The sequence below is a fragment of the Cupriavidus sp. YR651 genome (genome assembly GCF_900101625.1).
GTDB lineage: Bacteria > Pseudomonadota > Gammaproteobacteria > Burkholderiales > Burkholderiaceae > Cupriavidus.
This window is the reverse complement of sequence record NZ_FMYZ01000003.1, coordinates 50,135-70,231: the sequence shown is the minus strand read 5'-3', so window position 1 is coordinate 70,231 and position 20,097 is coordinate 50,135. Positions and strand designations below refer to the sequence as shown.

Genomic DNA, 20,097 nt, shown 5'->3' with positions numbered 1-20,097 from the left:
AGCACAGCAGCTTTTCAGGAAGGCGACAAGAGCACAGCAATTTGCCCAAAGTGCAAAAAAGTTGTGAGCACAACCTTTTTCCTACGCAACGCGCCGTTTTCCGACAACAAAGGTTCCGCGCAGAACATTTTGGTCGCAGTCTGCGATGTTTGCGGCACGATTGCTGGAATTCCCGCTCGGTCAACTGAGGTCATCCGAAAGGCAAGGCGTTGAATCGCGAACAGCATGCACTGGACGAGGTAAGTGCATGTCGGGTTTCGGGAGCTATACGGGCGAAGACCAACTTCCCCACTATGCTATGGAAGCCACTCAGGTTCGCATTCCGGCATCTCGACTTGTCACGTTAGGATGCTTTCCCCTGACCCGCGAAGGCGCAATCAACCTTGCCCGGCTTGCGGGTGAGGAGCCGTTCGATGAAGCTCAAATCGTGCTGACCGCTGGTATCGAAGCGGATGGCCTCGATATCGAACTCGCTACTATCGAACTAGCTCGTACCCCGAACGATAGCTGGCGCTTGCAGTATGTTTCGCATCCCGAGCAAAGCTGCCAACTTACCGCCGGCATCTTTCCGTGTCACAGTGACTATTCGGAATTCATCCGGATGTACATGGGGGACCCGCGGCCCACCCCTCTCACTCCAATCTGTGCACAGGAACTGCAAGACGAGGGACTGGGCCCTCTGGCGATACTTGACCTGAGGCCCCATCGCCCTGTTCCCGTCGTGCCGCACCAGCGAGACGTTGCTGCGCTATTGGGCCTGTACGAAGCGCGAGCCGGCAGTCACCGCTTGTAGATGCCGGTCCAGCAGATGTGGTCGAAGGAATCAATGAGAAGTTCGAACCTCTCATCTCGAAGTACTGCCAGGCCATATGCGTGCCATCTCATGCTTCGTCCCGCCGCAGCATGCCGCTCCAGCTCTTCCAATGCTCGCTGATGACTCGTCGGCGCGTCTGGCACTAGAAGCCTGGCAATCTTCAAACTGAAGTGTACGTGCTCCGTCTTCGACTTCGGCCAGGAATCCTCGTCTTCCACAATGAAATGGTCGCCGTTGGCCCGCACCAGCCCAGAACCGTTGTAGACGCGTTCCTTTCTGTTCGGAATAAGCTTGCTACCCTGAAACGCGTTGCCATAGGTGAGCTTCTGCCCGTACAAGTCCAAAGGACGTGCGTCGAGCGTCTTGCCGAAACTCTCGTTGTATTGCTTTGTGCCTTTTGTTAGCCCGGCTGCAATCGCAACCTCATACGCGTGAGACTTCAGTTTCTTGTACGCGGAAATAATCGCCTGAAGCTGAGAGGTGGTGTAGCGGCTTGATATCGTCCTATCAGAGGCAACGATTCTCCTACGTCGGGCGACTTCCGCATCATCTGGCGGCGGACCAGACCCATCATCTTCAGGTCCGCGCACCTTTGTCGCCTTTCGCCGGTTCACCAGGGCCTCCGGAAGCTCGATTTCCCCCACCACAGTCCGCTTCGGTTCAATCGAAGGTTCGGTTTTGCCAGATGGAACCACCTCGCCTGCTTCCCCGTTGCACGACCCGCGGTGAGATGTATTTTTCGGGAGCTTGAAGTGCGGTGCCCTCACACAATCTGTGACGATGCATCTCTCTTCGTACCGTACCTCGCAGAATGGACATCTGTATGGGCCATATGGGCGGCCCCCATCATCGACAATCTGCTTGAATTCGGACGCGCTGCGCACGTCCCCGTGAATGTTCATACCAAGCGAGCTCAAACCGGCCTCCGATTGCATGCCGGGATGCCCCGTTCGCGGGGGGGCAACCCGTTTGTTCGACAGTACGGACGCATTGCGCCGTATGTGCAATATCGGACACCTTCCGCTAAACTTGAAACCACGGCCGCCCGGTCTATCCATCGCTTGCCTTTGGCCTTGCCTTGCGTTTGCTGGGACTTCGCCTCTTGAGCCCATAAACACTGAGTACGACCGCATGCACCACCCCGCGATTAGATTCCTCTTCCAGGCGATTGGAGTAGCTGTTCTTATTGTGGTGGCGGCTGTTGTCCTGCGAGCCGTCTACCTATTGGCTGCGCCCTTACCGATTGAGGGCATGGAAGATGTGCGAGACACGGAGCGTGTTGTCCCCGCATGTATCGGGCAACCATGGGCGCCGGATGATGGCGCTCGGGAACATCAACCGGTCAGGGACCGTTCTTGTCTGGAGTCTTAATGGCGGGCAACGTCCGGCGGCGCCCCCGCAGACATCCGCTCCCACCCTGTAGTTCTGGGTTGCAGACTCGGCGTTCCGGCGACGCACGGCTTCTTATAACCAAATCGCGGATTACCCCGACAAATTCATAACGAAAGCATCTAGAAAAGATGGGATTCATCTAGTCCGCGCATCTATACCCTATGTCATCCGTCGGCCGACCACACTGGCGCCCCGGGGTGTATCCAGCCTCTCCAAGAGAGGGGGTTCTTGGGATGACCGCCTCATTGGTCGGCTTGGTACGGCAGCGATGGGGGGAGACTGGTCTCTGTGGGGGAAGAGTTGAGACGACCAGCACGCGGACGAAGATAGCGCGTGACTCGAATGACTGTCGGAACCATCCTTCCCTGGATGGCTGAAGGGGTCCTGATGCCGCTGCATGGGGGGCCTTCGGCTATCCCTAGCATATCAAAGGGAGGATATCCTCACTAAAGATTTCCCCTAGTAAGCATATCCTCCCTAGGGAGAATCTCTTGTGAGGATATCCTAGGGAGGATATCCTCACTAAAGATTTCCCCTAGTAAGCATATCCTCCCTAGGGAGAATCTCTTGTGAGGATATCCTCGATTTGTGGATATGCTTACGTGAGGATATGTATCTGGTTATTCCAGTACTCTCCTCGATTGAGGATATGCTTCGGAATAACCTCAGGATATGCTCGATTGAGGATATCCTTTTGCACGTTTCCCAGGGAGACGTAACCGCTTCGCGGTTGGGCAGCCAGGGGAGGAGTGATTGAGGCTTGCCTCCCCTTTGCGCTTCTGGGGTCCATCGCCCGAGTGTGTTCGCCTACTCTTCCGCGATTAGGAAGCGGCTTGGGTTCTTTCCAATCCAGGCAGGTGCTCGTCCACGCCCCGACCACGTTTTTCCGGATTTCGGGTCGCGGTATTTGGGGGGAAGCGGTTGTTTTTCGCCGTTTGCCTTGCTACCAGCGGGGCGGCCACGCCGGCGTTTCGGGGCGATGTCGTCCACCGTCAGACCATATTCGGTCATCAAACCTTGGATTTGGGCAATAATGGCTGCCACCTCGGTCGCCCTGACCTCTTCCAGCTTTGCTTCTAACGCTTCTTTTTGCGCGATGAGTTGCTTGTATGTTGCCATGTCTTCGTCCTTACGAAGTTGCTGGGTTGTCAACTCTAACTCAACCTGGCTAGGTTAGAACAATCTCGGCCTGTTTCAGTTCATTACTGCAAACGCTTAAGCCAAAAAATACTGCGGCAACTGCGCTATGAGAATGTCCGTGCGCGAGACTATCGAGTTCGCGCCTAGCTAGCTCATATCCGAAAATGCTCAATGGACTGCCCTGCATTCACAGCGCGCTGTAGCCAACTAGGAAGGTCGCCGCGCCCATCCCAAGTTTGGCCTTGAGCATCCCGATAGAGAATGGCGGCGGCAGACGACTGATTGTCTAGCAGAGGTCGGAAACAACCCGCTTCTTGCAGGTTTTCGAGATGGACACCGAAACGAGCCATTTGCGTTCTTATCCACAGAATAGCTTCCTCACGTTCACGCAACGCGTGCATTTCGGAATTTTGAAGAAGGGAAAGTTGCATTCGGATAACCGACCGGATGACAAGGTGCTGCGATTGACCCCAGCAGGACCGCCGCTCTGGAAGGCAGAGTGTCCCCTTCAAAGTTTAGCTCTAAGTGACATTCTCAGGAGAGGGATGCCCTGGCCGTTCTGTGAGCACAAAGGCATTTTCGGCTCACTACGTGGCCGTTTTCCGGCTAGCGGTGCAGGACGCCTCTCCTGGCTGCCTACTGCTCATATCTCACCGGGCAAACTAGCCTTGGGAGACGTTTTCAAACGCTCTTCAATTTCAGCTCGAACCTTGGTAGCTAGTGAAATAAAGGCGTCAAGTTTGTCGCGGCGCTCAGCTAACGCCCTTTGCTCGGGCGATTCCGAATCATCGCCATGCATCAGGTCGCGCTCCCACCTTAGAAATCGAGCCAGCCGCACCTCAAGCACGTCCTCCTCTCCAGCTTCTGCAGCAAGCTTCGCCCATTCCTGTGCCGGGTCTACAGATGCCTTCGCTGCAGACGCCAGGCAATATGTGATAAGCAGCTTTGCCGCCTGGTCTAGTGATTGAGCCATGTCGAGCCATTGTTGTGTCTCCATCGATTCCTGGGTGGCATCCTTCGGAAGATGAGGACGTGGCACGAAACGCAATGATGGCGTGTCCGGCGCAAGTTGCTCCAAGACTCTAAGAATTGGCTCGAAATCCGCGAATGGCCTGACACCGGATGGCAACTCAGCTCGATGCGCCCATAGCGCCAGAATAGCATCGCGAACCGCGCTCCGCTTCTCTAATCGGTCTTCGCCAGATGCCTGCTCAGCTTCATGAAGGAGTTCTGCAACATAGTGCGCCATCCATCTGCCAAGCGTATCGACGTCTCCGCTGAGGTCAAGCTCCTTTACAAGCCGCTTACCCAGCGCGGTGAGTGCTTCATAGCGTATCGATTGTTCCATCGGCTTTGACGACAAAGATTCGACTGCTTGAAGGGATTCTTGCTGGCTCATCGCTATCCCCGTTTCGGAATCTCGAAGGATTCGTTTTCTCCACCTGTACCTCGATAATCAAATCCATGTCCACAGCGGTCAATAGCTCAGAAATGAACTCGCTGGACACTTCCAGCTTTCGCCCACTGGGCGGCTCAGAGCTACGTCGTTCCGCTCTCATGCCCCAAACTTGAGAACGGAATGCCGCTACGACGGCTTCCGGCACATGCCAGTGGCGTCTGTCCGAGTCAGTGCGAAGTCCAAACTTCTCAACGACAAACGCCGCCGGCTCGGGCGCCGGAAACCGTGTCGTGCCCGCCCAGAAGTCGGATTCATCGAGGCCGCTATCGTTGTGGTCGTCCTTTATCCAGCCCCGCAGTTGAAATGCTCCAGCATCAATCTCTGCGCGCTCGTCGCCCGCTGACGGAATGCGGAAGTCATGGGGGTCATCTATTGACTGCAAGGCTCGAAGAAGCGAAGAAGAGCGACTGCTGCAAACTAACGCCGAGTATACAAGCGTAGTCTGCCGCATGTTTCCTTCTTCGTCAGACCAGGAACCCCAGACGGTTATATACCCAGGATTCGCAGCCAGTGCGTCGGTGAACTCGTCTGCAGAAACGCTGTTTCGCCATGTTTCCCAATCGGGAGAGACTCGGGTAGTCAACAAACTTCTCGGTTCCGGGTCGCGGCGGTCCGCAAGCCATCGTCCATCGCAGCGAGACAAACCATGTCCGGACAGCCATTCCACGAACCGCGACCTTTCCCATTCATCGATGACAAGAGGCCTCGAAGCCAGGAGTACCCCAGCCGCAATCATCATTGCATGATACGAAAAATAGAACGTCTGGTCGTCTACCTTGGGGTAGGCCCCATGACTGTGGTGGGTCTCGTCATGCTGATATATCTTTTTCTTGGTCCGTTCATCGGCGTCCCAACGACTGGGACCGCTGTATCCGACGTCTTTTCGAATTGCTGTCAGGACCTCCTCTTCGACATCGCCTTGCGTCATCCCAAAGCATCTACCCAGGGCTGCCAGCCAGTACGGCCCGAAATCAATACCGAAGAAGAACTCGTTGTCTCGACTTACAACTGGTTCGGACAGGGAAGCCACCTCACGTCGAGCGCTCTTGGCGGCGAAGGCGTCACCCTCAACTTCTGGAAGCTTCGATACATTGATGTTCCGAAGCTCATCTCTGCGTTGCTCCGATAACACAATGAGATGTTGCTCATCTAGAGCAAGAGCTGTGCGCGCCGCAATACCCCGCATAAAAACATGGGACTGCGACGGGTCAGCCAACGAGAGAACGAAATCCGCATGGGAAGCCACGCTTTTTCCGTACTCTAACGAAGCACGCGCCAGTCCAATCAACAACCATTGACGCGCATGTAGACTGTAAAACAGCAATTTCCCATCGTGAAAAGCTCGCGCGGGTGCGCCATTCGCGTAGTCAACTACTGCCGCCAGCGTCTTGTCAGCCCCTAAGGTACAAAGCGCCACTACGACGTGAGCACTTTGCCAGCGCACTTCTGCCACCGGCGATGCGAGTCCCGCCCAAATGTACCCGGCCACGGCCTTATGGATATCGTCAGGGGCTTCCAAATCATATGACCATGCCCCATCACCATCCTCCGACTCAAGATGAATCTCCAGAAACGCTATTGCATATGATAGGACAGCAACAGACTCGGGCCCCGTCATCTTCGGTGCCAACAGAGCGACGAGGCTGAATAGCCGGTCACCTTCGAGAGCGTCCGGCAGTTCAGCAAGCCCCTGAAATACGGCATCCACCATCTCCTGGATACCTAGCCCGGAACGTTCGCTGGCTAACTGAAATGGCATGACCTCGTAGTAGCGATTTCGCTCGATTCGCAAACAGAACTTTTTGCACATCCTCGCAACCATTGACGCGAGCGCCGCGCGAATAACCTCTCGCGGTATCCATCGCGATGGCCATTCTGAAAGGAAGTCACGAAGCTCAAACAGGTCAAACCAGTCGCATCGTTCCACCGCCTGAACAAATTCAACCTCCCGGCCAAACTTCACTCGCGCGAAAGCCGCGCGAAAGAACTCAGTCGACCGAAATGGTGGTTCACCCTCGCGGAATCGTTGGTACGCGACCGTAAGCTCCGCGGCAGACGCCACATCAAGTCCAGCGAAAACAGCCTCCCAGTCATGTCCGGATACCTCTTCCGATGAACCCGGCACTGCTGGGCCAGGAACGCGGTTCTGTTTCGACGTTTCACGAGCGGTGGCTTCAGCAATCCGCTGCTCAATCCCCGGCAATGACACTCCGACAGTAGCCGCGGTATCCCTAACACGTTGCCATTTGGACGCACCGTGGGAACCCAGACAGAGGTACCTATAAACAAGACTCAATCCGGCAATACGTTCCGCATCGCTTCCGAACCGAGGCAGGGCCGATGCTAAGAGTGCATCCTCGTCCCAACTCGCGTCGAAAGGAATCATGGCAAGCGCATCTCCCGGTAACAGTCTTCCGCTTGCTGCCAGGGACTCTACAGCCACAGCCAAAACGCGAGCGGGGTTGCCGAATGCTCGGTCCCGCCATCGACTTATAATCGCGAATGACGATTGCGGGTCGAGCTTCGTCAGCACTTCCACCGTGGCCTCCCAGGGAAAATGCTTATCTCTGAGGACATAACGCCACGTCAGTTCGGCGCATCGTGCGAAACGGTAGGTCATCTCCGGAGACGCCTTCTCCGTCTGGGCAGCATGCTCGGCAAGCGCGAGAATCGCGTGCCACCGAGCAACGTTCTCTTCGCCGATTTTGTTTGCCACTTCTATTGCCTTGTCAAAGTACAAGGCAGCATCTGCATGGCTCAACGCTAGCAAAGACCGCGCAACGCTCACGTACCCGTCCGCCTCGCTTCCCGCGTCCGACCGGTCCCTGCGCACTAAATCAATTGACGTCTGCGCAAATTCGAAGGCAAATTCTTCAATGCCATCGGTCTTCGCGCAAAGCCTTGCAAGCCGATTCAGCGTGGGGGTATATAGCGGGCGATTGAGATTGTGCGACCATGCTACAAGCTCGCGTACAGTGTCCGTTGTCGCGGTACCACTTTCCATCAAAACATCAATCCAAAGGCTAGCAACCTCGTCAGCAATCAGAGACCGTTCTCGATATGTTGCGCTCTCCGCCCTGTGCGAGGCGTTGCGCGCTTCGGCGATTGCTGAGGCTATCTGATGCGCTTGCAGTCGACCACACACCACTGCTGCCCAAACGTTCGCCCACGGTAACACCGCTCCGATGCTAGCTTCAAACTCCCGCAGCTCACCGCTTGCTCCATGCGACTTCTGCTTCTCGATTTCTTTTCGTAGTTCTTCCGGGGCAACATCCTTTAGCGTGACGCTTTCACCGCGCAACGCTGCTCTCAAAGCATATGCCCGCGTGTAGTCGAAGCGCTCAGACGCGTGTGGCGACAATACTATCCGCGGGGCCACGCTGGGAAGGGAGACATCCAAAATCTTCGCTGCCTCTTCAGCTTCACATAGTTTCTGAAGATGCGCTGCCTCTACGACCGCAACGACAGCCAATAGCTCTATATTGAGCTCTCGTTCGTCCGGCGTCTTTTCAAGATGGCTTTTTACGCCCTCCAGCGCGCATCTCGAGATATCTACTGGCGGAAGCAGATGCAGCGCTCTGGATTCCTGAACGATGGCCAGGAGCAGGCCGAGATTGTTCGAAGCTGCATTCCCCAAGGCGTCCACATCAGCGCAACGACCGTGGTCGAGCAGCCGCTTTGCCAGAATCCGTCCTGCCTCATAAGCGTAGCTGCGCGGACGCCATCGACCCAGGAAGTCCGACGCCGCCTGTGGACCGTGAATATTCAGATTGGCCAGAGCGAGAACGGCACGGTCTTCGTTTGTTACGGACTCATTCTCGCGCTCGTTTCTTGGGAGTGAGTTCCAGTTTTTTAACCACTCATTCGCCATCCGGAGGCGGCTTCCGGCTTCGCCAATCAACTCTGCGTGGGCAGACAACAACGCCGCTTCATACGCGTGATGCGACCCTTTCCAGTCCGCTTCGAACGCCCTCCGGGTCACGAGCTCTTGTACAGCATCGACATCTAGCATGCTTCCTGCCAGGTCGATATTTGACTGCAGCAGTTCGCGCTGCCTAACGTCGCCCGCCTTTTCTCCGCCTCCCTTCATCGCAAGCTTTGCCGCCGCGACGTAATCGCGGTTTCGTAGCCCCGCCTTCAGTGCAAACTGTAGCCGCTGGAGTTCTATATCCCGCCGCTCGAGTAGATTTGCGTCTGGCAGCGCTTCCGAGTCGAGCGCCAGCCGTACCAATTCCGCAAATTGGCCGGCCTCAAGCATCAGGGCGGGTAACACGGAAGCCGCATAGGCGCTTTCCGAAGCTAAAGGCTTCAGCTTTTCCAGGAAGGCCTCCAGCGTCGCCGCACTCGGCCTGAATCTCATTCGAAACCAGGATTCCGCGGGCTCATCGAAGAACTGAACCGATTCGCCAGCAACTACCAGAGGCCTACCTAGGTCCAGGGCAAAGCTCTTGATTGCCGCAGCATCTACTCCCGACATAGATGCCAGAATCGAAATCGGTACCCGCGGCCGAAGGGCCGCAAGGCCCGCACATATCATGTCGACCTGCTCACGCGCCGTCACGCCGGCTTCGTCCCGTAGCTTTTGAACAGCCTGCTCGAGAATCTCCCCAATTGTGCTCTCCACCGTCGAGGGATTCGGCCCCAACAATCGCAAAATGTCAGGAAGTGTTCCCCCGTGTGACAACGCTAGTGCTTGTACCCGAGGATTGTGTGAACTCAGCCGATGAAATTCACTTACATCTTGGTCTGTTGCAGACGGAAAGTGTTTCCGCAAATGGGCAGCCGTCTCGTCTTGGCTGAATGCTTCAAGCGCGAACCTCAAGGCGTGAGGTGGGGGGTCGAGCATAGCTTCGCGATACGGGCGGCATAGCGCTACCAATCGCACTCCGTCAGGTAGCGTCTCCCGCAGCAGGTCGCGGATAAACGACCTTGCCTCGCCGGCCTCTTCCGCGGCCATTTGCGCGTTGTCGGCCGCGTCGACGATGATGCATACCAGCGCGTCCGCATGGTCGGCGCGGACGATACGAACTGCTTGCCGCAGGCGATGGAGAAAAGCGCACGCGTAACTCGTCGTGTCTGCTTGGGGACTGGGGATGAGTGGATGGCATAAGCCCTTGCCGGCCAACTCATTCGCCATTTGCACGAGAGCCGTGCGGTGTCGATGTCGGTATCCGGAAAGGCTGCGATATTCACCATTCCCAAAGCAGTCATATAGAATCGCCACCGAGCCTTCCGGCAATCCTCGCGCAATCTGTGTTGAGAATACCGACTTGCCTACGCCACCATCAGCACTGATGACAACGGGAATCGCACCTGCCGCGACGATAGCCTTCACCAAACCGTGTTCTTGGGCTCGCGTGACCGCATCCGGCACCGACTCAATGAGACAACGAGCAGGAAACAAGCTTGGCTCATCGGTCTGAAGAGCACGCAACACATCAATTTTGGTGACGCTTGGCTCGTTCGCACTCTCCGAGAGAGCCTTGCGGGTAATGAGCTCCTTTAGCCGTATAGGCGCATCCGCATCAAGCTGCGGGAGATAGACGTTCAAGTCCTGAGAGAGGATGTTGCGCTGGGTCCAGTAATTGTCTTCCAGACCCTCCAGTCGTAGCAGACGGCAGAACTCCGCGAGTTTGTCTTCTCGCAGGCCCGTGTACTTCTCCAGCTTTTCGAGATTGGTGGTGTCGGAAGTCGTCCCACTGCTTGCAACGTCTTTGACCGCTGCGGCGAAATCAGCATGAATGGGCCTGTTGGTGACAAACCAAAACTCCAGCTTTCCCCCGACATTCTCCGCACCCAGTACCGTCTGGAGCTGGCCATAACGCTTAGCAAAGCCCGAAATTGTCTTCTCGATACCGCTAGGCTTCCACTCATCCTCAGCGTGCAGAGTCGAATGCTTGAGTTGCATGTACCGCACCAGGGATGCCTTGCTCATATCGGTGTCGCCATAGTATTCGGCGATATCAATAAGCTCTTCCCCAGTCTCCACCGGCGCACTGGTGCCCGTCTCGTCCGTCGAAGCACCTTCGATGGTGATGGCCACCAAGCCGGATAGCGGATTGAGCAACGAAAGCGCTCGACGGGCTGCCCACAAATAGTGAAACTGGTCGCCGTCTCGGCTAGCTCTGACGAGCAGACTGTCGGACATCGCGCTCCTTTCTTTGCGTCTGAAATAAGGGGCACATCGCACAGTCCAACCCAACGGGGACGCTTCAGAAAATCCGTTACGTCTCCTTGGCGCTACTCAGATGTACAACTGTTTTTGCGCGAAATAAGTCCGCAGGTCAATTTTTCCGCGGACTCGAATATGTCCCCCGATATGAGGGAGATGTTATCGCACTGCTACTGGGTTGTGTAAGAGCCGTCTTTCATGAGGTTCGTGAGGGTCCGAGAAACCTCGGCAAGCCGTTGAACATGCTCCGCCGGGGAACTCGGTGCCGCTGTCATGGCGTAACCTCGCAACTTTGCTGCAACGTCAGGCATCGAAAGGACTTGTCGGATGGCGGCGTTGTACTGCGTAACGACGGCGTCAGACATCCCGACCGGTGCATAGACACCAAGAACGTCGGTAGCATCAAGCCCCTTGTATCCAGCCTGCTCGAAGGATGGAACCCCTGCCAGAATCGGCGTTTCTCGGGTCACAGCGAGAATGCGTAGTGCGCCGCTTTCCAGGTACGGTAGAAAGTCTGACACCCCGGAAACAGCCGCCGCGACTTGGCCAGCCAGAAAATCTTGCACCATCGGCGCAGCTCCTCGGTAAGGAACAGGGACTGTCTTTGTGCGAAAAGCGCGAGCAAGTTTGCCTGCAATGAACTCAGGGGCGCTCGTTGGCGCGGGAACGCCGATATTGGCCTCATCGGAATGGGCAGCCAACCAGGCCTTAAGTTCGCTCAACTTCTTCACGCCCGTTCTCTTGTGAACCGCAAGTGCCAGCTCAAAGTTTGCTACCGTGCCAATCGGCCGGAAGTCGGTACTTGGCGCAAAGCCAGGCGACGCCACCGTTAGTGGCACTGTCACAATGGTGTGCGTGTTGCTCAAGAAAAGTGTGGCACCGTCCGGCACAGCGGACTTCAACGCCTGAGCCGCAATCTGTCCCCCAGCTCCGGGACGATTATCGACCACGACGGGTCCTCCCATCACTGATGAAAGTCGCTCGGCCATTATCCGCGCGACAATGTCAGCAGGACCACCTGGCGGATAGCCAACCAGCAAACGGATAGGCTTGCGAGAGTCTTCTGCAGTTGCGCGAAAGGGGCTCGACACCGCCAAGGAAGCAAGCGATGCGGAAGCGAGAAATTTGAGCGCTTTGCGGCGGGATGCGTTCATGACAGCCTCCCCTCGGAACGTCCTTGCCGCTCAGCTAAAACCTTACGCCGTTCTTCGACAATTGGAGCGACCTTGTCTCGCATTGCTTGAACCAGGTCCGGCGAGGCCTTGCGTGGCGTTCCCGTGTCGAAAGGCGGCTGCGGGTCATACTCTGCAAACAGCTGAACACCTTTGGCCAAATCTTCGCCGCCAGCCAACTCAATCACCTTCAGAGCGCAATCAATCCCGGACGTCATACCTGCCCCAGTCACTCGGTTGCGGTCAACGACCACTCGCTTGTCTACGGCAATGGCTCCCGTCGCGGGAAGCAAGTCGTGGGACGCCCAATGACAAGTAGCTTCGTATCCTTGCAGCAACCCCGCGGCACCCAATACCAGCGGGCCCGTGCAGATTCCCACAATCCACTGCGCAGCCTGAGCCTGCTCAGACAGGAATCGAAGCACCTCCTCATCCTGTAAGAGCGGCCCGATTCCCGGCCCTCCGGGGACAACCAGCATGTCGAGCTGACCACAAGTGGCGAAGTCATGCGTGGCGCGGAATTCCCAGCCGAGCTCAGTACGGAGTTGCTCCGTGTGCTTCCAAACAAGCTTCAACTCGGACTGGGGAATACGCGCGAGTAGGTCCGCCGGAGCGACATAGTCGATGGCGGTGATGTCTGGGAATACAAGCATGCCGATGTTCACTGTCTCTCCTCCTATGAATGTTCGTTACGCAGGCCTAGTGTAGGATTGGCCAATGTGTCGTTCAGGACAATGACCCCACTATTTCAGCCAACACACATATGCGAAGCTCTTCGCCCGACCGAGGAAAGCGCACTCACCAGGTATGGTTTGTCGTTTTTGAGCAGTTCCAGTTGCTTGACGTCAGCGGACCTCTTCAGGTCTTCGCGACGGCGAATGACGAGTTGCAAATTGCCGGGCACGCCAGTCGGTACGAGACAGGCGTCTATAGCCTACGCGCCGGCTCCGTCAAAAGCTCGAGCGGAGTCGCTATCAACGCTCAGCAGCTACCTCGGCGCCCAGCGCGCGGAGTCGACACAGTTATCGTCCCTGGGGGACCAGGTGTATTCGCGGACGGCAGACATTGCCGTCAGGACAACCTTATTGCGTGGATTAGAGGCGCAGCGCCGCGTGTCGCACGAATGGCATCTGTCTGTACAGGAGCGTTTGTGCTCGCTCAATCAGGGCTTCTTGACGGCAGACGCGCGGTGACCCATTGGGCTGCGTGCGAGCAATTGGCGTCACAGTTTCCCGCGATAGACGTGCAACCAGATGCCGTCTACGCTCGTGAGGGCGCCTACTGGACGTCCGCCGGGGTTACTGCCGGCATTGATATGGCGCTTGGCATGGTAGAAGCCGACATGGCGCGCGATATTGCAATGGCAGTCGCCAAGAAGCTCGTGGTTTGCTACAAGCGCCCCGGAGGCCAGTCCCAGTTCAGCAGTGCGCTACTGGAGCAAACGGCAGAAGACCCGCGCATTGAAGAACTCAACGGCTGGATGAGAAAAAACCTACGCCGGGCCTTCACCGTTGAGCAAATGGCTGAACATCTCGGCATGACGTCTCGGACGTTCGCGAGGTTCTTTCGCAGACAAACTGGCACTACGCCTGCTCACGCGCTGGAGAGAATCCGTCTTGAACACGCGTGCCGACTCATCGAGTCCGGCCGCCTCTCCATCAAGGCGGTATCCAAGGAGTGTGGATTTTCTTCCGAGGAAATACTGAGGCGAAGCTTCATCCGCCATCTGCACGTCTCCCCGTCTGACTATCGGCAGCGCTTTTCTAGCGCCTCACCTTGATGAGGTGTCTCTCCAACTCTAGAGGGGTTTTGCTCCCGTGTTGGGTTGCCGATATCTTCTGGACCAGCCCTTGCTATGGCGCAATTCCATCGTAAGGGCGGTGCGCAAAAAAAGCGCCATCCTCGAATTTACAGCCTCGCACAAGGAATCCATGACGCGCAGATTGCTCTTGACCGCTACGACATCGGTAGCGCTACTTCTCGGCAGTGCTTTCCCCGCACACTCGATGACTGCCCAAGATGCACACAACAAACTTGACGACATTTCGTTCGAAGCGTTTGCCCGTGCAGCCGCCTATCATTGCGGCGACAAGTCGTTCGGAGACGACTTTGTGCGGCACTCCAAACGCTACGTGAAGGCGCTGTATCCGGCAGGTTCGGAACAGAAGATTGCCAAGGTATCCGTTGCGCGCGACGTCGTGGCTATCAATCGCGCAGACTGCCCAGGCATGATTAGCCAGATGAAAGACCTGAAGAAAGCCCGGGATGAGGAACTGAAGGAAGCGGGTAAGACCTTCTCCAAGCTCGGAAAGGCACCGAAAAGCTAGCCGCAACAAACAAAATGGGCTCCGATGCGGAGCCCATTGTCGTTAGGAAGTTAATCGTCCTTCTGGATGTTCTCGATGTAGCTTTCCCAGTCTTCCTCTTCTTCCGGGTCGAGGTCGAACTCACCCTCGTGCTCTTCGCATAGACCGTTTTCGTCCAATTGGTCTGCTTCGTAGAGAACCTCCTCCCCGCAGCAGCGGCAGTGCCCGTAGTTGTCGCGGTCAGACGCGCACTTTATGCAGACCCATTCAGCCTCGTCGCCCTGTCTGACCGCACCAATGGGCATGTTCCGAGAGTCGATGGTCCCGCACTCCATGCACGCAGGTGTCAGGCCGTCCTGAATCAGCTGCGCAATCATCGGAGCTTGGTCCGGAGACAGCGAAGCGTCCCTCATTTTTGAAATGGCATCGCGAATGCCATCCACGCAATCGGCCTGGCCGCTCAGCCATTGGTCGTACACGTACGGGCCGTTCGGGTCGTCAAGCATCGCCCTGCGCGAGCCATAGCGTAACGCGGCGGCAACGAGCATGTGGGCGTGACTTGACCCAATTTCGATGCGTAGGGGTTTTACGGCATCCCTCAAGAAATGGGCGGCCTGCTTGGTGTAATCGATATCGTTTTGGCGCATGTCGAGCCTCTTTTAGTCAAAAACGTGCATGCCGGTTGAGCGCTTAAGCCGGCCGTCGCACATGACAAAAAAGACCTGTACTGGCCAACAAATAGAAGCGTGATGTCAACGATGCCGTCGGCAACGGATTCACTGGGTAAAACGTAAAGCTTGCGTTTGAGGTCGCTCAAAACCAAGGTCGCAATGGGCCCTAGCACCCGACAAGTCGAGCACATAAGGCGAAGTTTAACGTCCTGACCTTGTCCTGCGCAAGCCTCCGTTGCCCGACAAAATGTGGTGAATATGTAACATATCAAATGGACAAAAGGCGCGCCGACCCAGCATCGACTGGGCCGTATCGAATGGTCGTAGTAGAACGTCCCTTGCGTCCCCACTAAAGCAGGGCATCCAAGCCGGCAGACCAAGAGGAGCACCCACTGCCGACGAGGTCGCGCGGGCTAAAATTCGACCCATCTTCCCGCGTGTATTGCCCTTCCATGCGCAACTTGTGGAGCCCCTGGGCCGACCAATCGGAGTAGCTATCTGTGGCTAGAAAAAACCGTGACGATTTTCCGTCCGCGACAGTAACGAAGATTGGAAAGCTTGCCGGGTGGCGCTGCTCATATCCGGGATGTAGAAAGGCGACTGTTGGCGCCACATCTGACGGAACAGATGTCATCAATATCGGCACAGCCGCACACATTTGCGCCGCTGCTCCAAACGGGCCCCGCTACGACGCGACGATGTCCCCCGAGGAGCGCTCGTCGTTCAGAAATGGCATGTGGATGTGCCGTGACCACGGCAAGGCCATCGATTCGACCGACTCCCAGTTCACCGTCGCGCAACTCCGTCTATGGAAACAGGAAGCCGAGCGTGAATCCATGCTCGAAGTGCTGCAGGTCAGGGGAAGCCAAGGCGGCCACCGACGCGAGACGTCCGAACTTGAAAGGCAACTCCAGACGGCCGCGCATGCGGACCTCGATGTCTTTAGGAAGACCGCGAAATGGCCGGCATCGTCTATCGAACTGACTGTGAGGGTCGAAGGACTCGATGAGCCTGTGACGACGAAGGGGCTGTCTAACGCAGTAACAGAGCTAGACGACCTGATACTCATGGCGCCTCCCGGAATGGGAAAGACGACGAGCCTGTTCCAAGTTGCCGAGCATATGCTGGCCAACGCGCAAAGCACGCCTCTCTTCGTACCATTAGGCGATTGGGCAACGGAAAACTCAACCATCCTTGCATCTATCCTCTCGAGGCCCGCCTACCGAGAAATCTCTGAAGACGATTTCCGGCGCGTCGCTAGAGAGCCGGGTGTCGCGTTGTTACTCGACGGATGGAATGAGCTAGACCCGACCTCGCGAAATCGGGCACGCGTGCAGCTCACCACGCTGAAGGCTGAGCTACCCAATCTCGGCTTTTTCATCGCAACGCGTAAACAAGGACTGGAGTTACCCTTCTCCGGCCTCAAGGTCGAACTCTTGCCGCTCAGTGAAGACCAGCAGATGGCGATAGGCGTTGCGCTCCTGGGCGAGGACGGCAAGAGAATCGTCGACCATGCTTGGCGAACACCAGGAGTACGTGAACTCGTCACTAATCCGCTGTATCTCACAGCACTTCTATCGCAGCCACCAGGCAGTGATTTTCCGACGACCAAAGAGGAAATCCTGCGAGGTTTCGTCGCAACACATGAACACAACCATGCTAATGCCGAAGCTCTTCTGGCTGTTGCGCAAGGGTTCCAAGGGCAGTATCTAGACGACCTGGCCGTTGTCGCCACGCGCAATGCCAGCACGGCTTTCAGCGACGATAGCGCTCGACGCGCCGTCTCACAGACATCCGACCACCTGGCCGGCGATGGTCAGATTTCCAACAAGCCGCAGCCAGGAGAATTGCTAAATGTCTTGGTTAGCCATCATGTCCTCATGCGACTGGGCGACGCCGCGGGATACTCCTTCCAGCACCAGCAGTTTCAAGAGTGGTACGCCTCTCACGAAGTCGAGCGTCACCTTTTCGCCAGCGCTGCGGATGGGGAAGCGACGGAAGCACTAAAGAAGCAGATTCTCGATATACCAGCGTGGGAAGAGTCCATCTTCTTCGCTATCGAGCGGCTCGCGCTCGGCGACCAAGACGCGAAGAACGCCTGTGCGCGAGCAATTCTGGCTGCCTTGGAGGTCGACCCTCTTCTCGCGGCAGAAATGATTTTCCGAACTACGGACGAGGTTTGGGCAGAGGTCAGCGGCGTCATCCAAGACTGCGTCTCTCGCTGGCATGCACCTGGCAAGGTCGACCGCGCCGTACGATTCATGATGACATCTGGCAGGCCGGAGTTCTCAACCATCATTTGGCCGCTCATCACTCATGAGGACGACCAGATAAGCTTTAGCACCCTTCGCAACTGCGCCCGCTTCCGCATATCAATTCTTGGGGACGATGCCGAAGCGAAAATTCGCGCCCTGCCGGACGGCATCCGAGAAATCCTGCTGACAGAAATCGCGATGTATGGCGACGTCGATGGTATGGACCTTGTAAGTGCCATTGCCAAGGACGAGCCGGTCCCGAAAGTGCAGGCGTCCGTCGCAGAGTCCTTTGCCTTTCGCCGAGCCGACCGTCATGTCGCAACAGTACTGGAGACTGCGGGCGAAGCAACATTCGACCTGGTAGCCATGAAATCTATCAGGGAAGAAATCTCGGACCGCGTCGTGAGGAAGAAGATTGACGCAGCGGTTGCCCGAAAGGCTGCACAAGGTGAATCCATCACGGAGCGGCTAGCAGCAATCCTGGCGGAGACTGACGGCGCGGACAGAAGTACTGACGTGGCCGGCATCATAGAAAGTATGGAACTTGGCCAACAGCTCGATGTCGAGGAGCGTCTCATATATGAGGCGCACCTCAAGTACCCAAAGGCCGTAGTCGCCGGCACTTTGTCGCGTGTGCTGGCCGGCAGCACTCTGTTCTACAACGCCCGGGATATCCTGAGCGAAGCGAACATAGTGGTGGAAGACGAGAACCTCAGAGATATTGTCTTATCAGACAAGAGCGATGACTACCGAGCAAAAGCCGCGGCCTGCGCGCTAGGACCAATGGCCACTGCGCACGTGTTGGATGCCTTCCTGGAATCCAGCAAGCTGGAAATCTCAGGGCAACCAGCAGATGAAGCCGCACGCGCGAGAAGCCAACAGCTGGAAATGCGCCTTTTGAATGTGCCGTTGGGAAGCTTGCTGGAAGCCATACGCGAGAGGTCCGCCCATGCCACAAACGGGGAGCTGTCAAAATTTGCTGAGCTTATCGCACACCGAACTCAGGACCACGATGGCGTGGCGAGCATACCGGACCCTACGGCGGCCGCCATCATCCAAACATTCGTTGTGGACTGGGCAACGCGACTGCTCGCCGACAACGCGCCTCGCTTGGAGATAGCCAATGTCGCTGTATTGGCGAGTCGAGCCCCTTCTGCAGACCTTCTGCCCACGCTGAAACGGATGCTAGACAACAATTTGGAGCGCCTCAGAGCCTTCCGTGCAGAGGCCCAGGCGAACCAATGGAGGCCATGTGAGGCAACACATGAGGCCAGAAATCCTCTAACCGGCGAGTATCAATGGGCGTTCTCAGCCATCAAAGCGCCAGAGGCTGACGCACTCATGAAGGAGTATCTGCGGGATGACGACTTCGCCGAATCGGCGGCGCGTGTCTTGGGGATACATTGGACAGACGCCAACGAACCCGTAGCAAGTAAACGGCTCCGCTTCGGACGCGACTTCTCACGAGTGAAGGAAAAGCGCACCGCCCATCTCGCCGAACCGGACGCAAGTTCGGATGCAGCCGATGCAATTTTCGCCGCAATTACGCCGCGCCTAGAAAACGGGGCGACCAGTAAACAAAACAATGTTGCAGTCGCGTTGGGCATTATTGCTTGTGGGTTGCCGCATGGTCAGCGTGACGACGTCATTGTCGAACTCATCGCGACGGCTTCACTACGAGCGCGGCGCTCTTTGTTTGCTCAGTTGATTCAGTCGGGAAAAATCGTCGACATCAAGCTCATCCTCGAAGGCATTACAGAGACCTTTGTAGCGGCCGAACGAGACCCATGGATACTCACCCAAAGCGACGGATACGAGCTGCGAGAATGGCTTGCGTTAGTGCCCTTTGGTAGCCGCCCCATGGAGGCACTTGACGTCATTAGACGTATGCCCGCTGCACAACGCGAACCCCGGCTCCTGAAGGACTTGGTGTCGCTATTGGTTGATTCCCCGTCCAACGAGGCCGAACAGCTTCTTTTCGCACTTGCGGAGGATGACCCTCGCTTCTATGCCAAAACTGAGTGGCGTCAGGCGGCAGTTCAAATGGGTACGCTTTCCTCAGCACATCCACTCATGGAGCTCGTCATCGCCGGGACGTTCAACGGCGTGGGCGTCGACGCATGGCAGATGGGTCGAGAGCTTGCCAGCCTACTGCGCAAGCATCCTGAGCTTCGTGCGATGGCGTATCAGGCATTGCAGGCTCACCCACCGACACAAGGACACGCGCTCTTGGTCCAATGCGTCGTCGAGGCGCCGGATGAAGAGGGGCTCATGATACTTCTCGCGCTAGATAAAACGGGAGCACCTCCAGCTGTAACGTGGCGCATGGTGAATAGTCTTGTTTCGAAGCAGGTCCCGTCGGATACGTGGAAAGGTGCTTTTGACGTGCTCCCAGTCGCTGCAACCAGCATACGAAGGCGGCTGCTTGCAATGACAGGGGATGGCGGACCGGCGGATTCTGCCGCTAGATGGCTGCGGCATATTGATTCAGTGCGTGACCAGCTTGGCGTTCCAGAAAATGAGACACGGCATCCAGATTTAGCCTCCGGGAAGCCGTGGCCGATATTGCGACCTGACCCCGACGCGTAGAACCCCGGCGAGGTCACCGCGACGATTACGGAGCCATTCCCACACGATAATCCGGAGACTTGAGACCACTTTAGTGGGGCAGCCAACAGAGTATTTGACGGTATATCATCGCGCGTGACCAAGGGCA

General features: G+C 56.7%; 11 protein-coding genes. 3 read left to right on the top strand and 8 right to left on the bottom strand.

Going from position 1 to position 20,097, the window contains the following annotated elements:
* Positions 1 to 780: 780 nt before the first annotated feature.
* The 7 genes from BLR29_RS09940 to BLR29_RS09910 all read right to left on the bottom strand — a co-directional run bounded on the left by BLR29_RS09940 (position 781) and on the right by BLR29_RS09910 (position 12,814).
* Complete coding sequence (locus tag BLR29_RS09940) at positions 781 to 1,428, bottom strand: hypothetical protein (protein WP_143018436.1); 648 nt, start codon at positions 1,426 to 1,428, stop codon at positions 781 to 783.
* 1,585 nt (positions 1,429 to 3,013) lie between these two features.
* Positions 3,014 to 3,325, bottom strand: coding sequence for an H-NS histone family protein (locus BLR29_RS09935; protein WP_092137291.1), 312 nt, complete (start codon positions 3,323 to 3,325; stop codon positions 3,014 to 3,016).
* A gap of 173 nt (positions 3,326 to 3,498) precedes the next feature.
* Positions 3,499 to 3,777, bottom strand: coding sequence for an H-NS family nucleoid-associated regulatory protein (locus BLR29_RS09930; RefSeq protein WP_255371170.1), 279 nt, complete (start codon positions 3,775 to 3,777; stop codon positions 3,499 to 3,501).
* A 212-nt stretch (positions 3,778 to 3,989) separates the two neighbouring features.
* Positions 3,990 to 4,745 (bottom strand): AVAST type 3 anti-phage proein Avs3b, encoded by a 756-nt coding sequence (avs3b, locus tag BLR29_RS31895; RefSeq protein ID WP_143018435.1) that lies wholly within the window; start codon positions 4,743 to 4,745, stop codon positions 3,990 to 3,992.
* Complete coding sequence (locus BLR29_RS09920) at positions 4,672 to 10,953, bottom strand: NACHT domain-containing protein (RefSeq protein ID WP_092136803.1); 6,282 nt, start codon at positions 10,951 to 10,953, stop codon at positions 4,672 to 4,674. Before BLR29_RS09920 ends, avs3b begins: the two co-directional genes overlap by 74 nt.
* 194 nt (positions 10,954 to 11,147) lie before the next feature.
* Positions 11,148 to 12,131: a tripartite tricarboxylate transporter substrate-binding protein gene (locus tag BLR29_RS09915; RefSeq protein WP_092136802.1), complete on the bottom strand. Its 984-nt coding sequence runs from the start codon at positions 12,129 to 12,131 to the stop codon at positions 11,148 to 11,150.
* On the bottom strand, positions 12,128 to 12,814 hold the full coding sequence (locus BLR29_RS09910; protein WP_092136801.1) for a DJ-1/PfpI family protein: 687 nt from the start codon (positions 12,812 to 12,814) through the stop codon (positions 12,128 to 12,130). The genes BLR29_RS09915 and BLR29_RS09910 overlap by 4 nt, the downstream gene beginning before the upstream one ends.
* Positions 12,815 to 12,912: 98 nt before the next feature.
* Here BLR29_RS09910 and BLR29_RS09905 point away from each other — a divergent pair, with 98 nt between their 5' ends.
* Together BLR29_RS09905 and BLR29_RS09900 are read left to right on the top strand one after the other, a co-directional pair.
* On the top strand, positions 12,913 to 13,929 hold the full coding sequence (locus BLR29_RS09905; RefSeq protein ID WP_092136800.1) for a GlxA family transcriptional regulator: 1,017 nt from the start codon (positions 12,913 to 12,915) through the stop codon (positions 13,927 to 13,929).
* Between the two features lie 70 nt (positions 13,930 to 13,999).
* Positions 14,000 to 14,476 carry a hypothetical protein gene (locus BLR29_RS09900; RefSeq protein ID WP_143018434.1) on the top strand — a complete coding sequence of 159 codons (477 nt, stop codon included), beginning with the start codon at positions 14,000 to 14,002 and terminating at the stop codon, positions 14,474 to 14,476.
* Between the two features lie 50 nt (positions 14,477 to 14,526).
* Here the strand turns inward: BLR29_RS09900 and BLR29_RS09895 are convergent, their stop codons facing one another.
* Positions 14,527 to 15,102 (bottom strand): hypothetical protein, encoded by a 576-nt coding sequence (locus BLR29_RS09895; RefSeq protein ID WP_092136798.1) that lies wholly within the window; start codon positions 15,100 to 15,102, stop codon positions 14,527 to 14,529.
* A 722-nt stretch (positions 15,103 to 15,824) separates the two neighbouring features.
* Between BLR29_RS09895 and BLR29_RS09890 the strand changes: the two genes are divergently transcribed.
* Positions 15,825 to 19,970, top strand: coding sequence for an NACHT domain-containing protein (locus BLR29_RS09890; RefSeq protein WP_176860916.1), 4,146 nt, complete (start codon positions 15,825 to 15,827; stop codon positions 19,968 to 19,970).
* Positions 19,971 to 20,097: the final 127 nt, after the last annotated feature.

Bases quoted from the DNA above. Each gene is read 5' to 3' on its own strand.
- BLR29_RS09930 (WP_255371170.1), bottom strand. From the start codon at position 3,777: ATGCAACTTTCCCTTCTTCAAAATTCCGAAATGCACGCGTTGCGTGAA.
- BLR29_RS09890 (WP_176860916.1), top strand. From the start codon at position 15,825: ATGTCCCCCGAGGAGCGCTCGTCGTTCAGAAATGGCATGTGGATGTGC.
- avs3b (WP_143018435.1), bottom strand. From the start codon at position 4,745: ATGAGCCAGCAAGAATCCCTTCAAGCAGTCGAATCTTTGTCGTCAAAG.
- BLR29_RS09935 (WP_092137291.1), bottom strand. From the start codon at position 3,325: ATGGCAACATACAAGCAACTCATCGCGCAAAAAGAAGCGTTAGAAGCA.
- BLR29_RS09915 (WP_092136802.1), bottom strand. From the start codon at position 12,131: ATGAACGCATCCCGCCGCAAAGCGCTCAAATTTCTCGCTTCCGCATCG.
- BLR29_RS09920 (WP_092136803.1), bottom strand. From the start codon at position 10,953: ATGTCCGACAGTCTGCTCGTCAGAGCTAGCCGAGACGGCGACCAGTTT.
- BLR29_RS09895 (WP_092136798.1), bottom strand. From the start codon at position 15,102: ATGCGCCAAAACGATATCGATTACACCAAGCAGGCCGCCCATTTCTTG.
- BLR29_RS09905 (WP_092136800.1), top strand. From the start codon at position 12,913: ATGCGAAGCTCTTCGCCCGACCGAGGAAAGCGCACTCACCAGGTATGG.